The sequence below is a fragment of the Nocardioides sp. genome, assembly GCF_031397825.1.
Taxonomy (GTDB): domain Bacteria; phylum Actinomycetota; class Actinomycetes; order Propionibacteriales; family Nocardioidaceae; genus Nocardioides.
Genome location: NZ_JANNML010000017.1, coordinates 1 through 2,008 on the forward strand (window position 1 = coordinate 1; position 2,008 = coordinate 2,008).

1 protein-coding gene is annotated in these 2,008 nt (G+C 72.0%); it reads left to right on the plus strand.

The window, feature by feature from the left end:
• On the plus strand, positions 1-1,881 hold a 1,881-nt coding region (locus RMN98_RS01055), incomplete at its 5' end, for a DNA gyrase subunit A (protein WP_309646949.1).
• Positions 1,882-2,008: the final 127 nt, after the last annotated feature.

The window sequence follows — 2,008 nt, forward strand, 5'->3', positions numbered from 1 at the left end:
CACAACCTCGTCGAGGTGGTGCAGGCGCTGCGTCACCTCATCACCCACCCGAACGCCGACCTCGACGCGCTCATGCGCTTCATCCCCGGCCCCGACCTGCCGACCGGCGGCAAGATCATCGGGCTCGGCGGCATCCGCGACGCCTACGAGACCGGTCGCGGCACCTTCAAGATGCGGGCCACCGTCCGCGTCGAGAACGTCACGCCCCGCCGCAAGGGTCTCGTGGTCACCGAACTGCCCTACGGCGTGGGCCCGGAGAAGGTCATCGAGCGCATCAAGACGCTCGTGCTGGCCAAGAAGCTGCAGGGCATCTCCGACGTCAAGGACCTCACCGACCTCGCCAACGGCCTCAACCTCGTCATCGAGGTCAAGAACGGCTTCAACCCCGAGGCGATCCTCGAGCAGCTCTACCGGCTCACGCCGATGGAGGACTCGTTCGGCATCAATGCCGTCACCCTCGTCGACGGCCAGCCCCGCACGTTGGGGCTCAAGGAGCTACTCGAGGTCTACCTCGCCCACCGGTACGACGTCGTACGGCGGCGTTCGGCCTACCGGCGGGCCCGGGCGGCCGAGCGGCTGCACCTGGTCGAGGGACTGCTCGTCGCGATCCTCGACATCGACGAGGTCATCCAGCTCATCCGCTCCAGCGACGACGGCTCGGAGGCCAAGGCGCGCCTGATGAGCGTGTTCGACCTCGACGACCCGCAGGCGACGTACATCCTCGACCTGCAGCTGCGCCGGCTGACGAGGTTCTCCCGCATCGAGCTCGAGAAGGAGAAGGAGGAGCTCGAGCTGCGGATCGCCGCGCTCGACGAGATCCTCAACGACGAGAGCAAGCTGCGCGCCGTCGTCTCCGACGAGCTGGCCGAGATCGCGAAGGCGCACGGCACCCCGCGACGGACCGTGCTGCTGCAGTCGGCCGGCCAGCCGTCGGCGGCAGCGCTCTCGTTGGAGGTCACCGACGACCCCTGCTTCGTGTTCCTGTCCTCCGCCGGCCTGCTGGCGCGCTCGCAGAGCGACGAGACCCCGGGCTCGGGCGAGGGGCGCAGCGGCCACGACGTGATCGTCTCGGCCGTGCGTGCCACCGCCCGCGGTCACGTCGGCGTCGTCACGACGGCGAGCCGGGTGGTCCGCCTCGACGTGGTCGACCTGCCGGCGCTGCCGCCGACCGCCAACGCCCCGCACCTGCAGGGTGGCGCCCCGCTGAGCACCTTCCTCCAGCTCGAGGGCGACGAGCGCGCGCTGGCGCTGACGACCCTGACCGACCAGGGGGCGGGCCTGGCGCTTGGCACCCGGCAGGGCGTGGTCAAGCGGGTCAACCCCGAGCTGCTCTCGCGCGACGCGTGGGAGGTGCTGCGGCTGGCCGACGGCGACGAGGTCGTGGGGGCCGTCGAGCTCACCACGGGCGAGGAGGAGCTCTGCTTCGTGACCAGCGACGCGCAGCTGCTGCACTTCGGGGCGGGTGCGGTGCGGCCGCAGGGCCGAAGCGGCGGTGGGATCGCCGGTGTCCGGCTGGCCGCCGGCGCCCAGGCGGTCTTCTTCGGCGCCTTCACCGTCGACGAGGAGGCGGTGGTCGTCACCGTCTCCGGCTCGAGCACGGCGCTGCCGGGCACCGAGCCCGGGTCGGTCAAGGTGACGCCGTTCGCGGAGTACCCCGCCAAGGGCCGCGCCACCGGTGGCGTGCGCTGCCACCGCTTCCTCAAGGGCGAGGACACCCTGGTGCTCGCCTGGGTCGGTCGCGGACCGGCGATGGCCGCGGCCGAGTCCGGCTCTCCGGTCGACCTTCCCCCCGCCGACGGGCGTCGCGACGGCTCCGGGACGCCTGCTTCCCAGCCGGTCGTCGGTGTGGCTTCACCGGTCCATGACAGGCTGGTGCCATGACGACGTACGTGACGCGGGCCCGGGGGCGCCGCGGTCTGGTCCCGGCGCTCGCCCTTCCGCTCTCCCTGGTGCTGCTCACCACCGCGTGCAGCGGCGACTCGGGCGGGGAGTCCGAGGACGACCCTGC